At 66.0% G+C, this 241-nt stretch carries 1 pseudogene; it reads left to right on the forward strand.

Going from position 1 to position 241, the window contains the following annotated elements:
* Positions 1–241: pseudogene (locus SB751_RS34675) on the forward strand (DNA-binding response regulator); the annotation flags it as partial.

Raw genomic sequence — 241 nt, forward strand, 5'->3', positions numbered from 1 at the left:
GGAAGACAAGGTCGAAGGCCTCGAACTCGGCGCCGACGACTACCTCTCGAAGCCGTTCGCCTATGCGGAGTTTCTCGCTCGCATCCGCTCGCTGTTGCGACGCGCACCGCGTGGCGCGCGCGACGTGCTGCTCATTGCCGACCTGGAAGTGGATCTGATCAAGCGCCGGGTCCATCGGGGAGGCACCCGCATCGACCTCACCGCCCAGGAGTTCGCGCTGCTTCAGTTGCTGGCCGAACGC

This window comes from Cupriavidus sp. SIMBA_020, from assembly GCF_046535395.1.
Classification (GTDB): Bacteria; Pseudomonadota; Gammaproteobacteria; order Burkholderiales; family Burkholderiaceae; genus Cupriavidus; species Cupriavidus campinensis.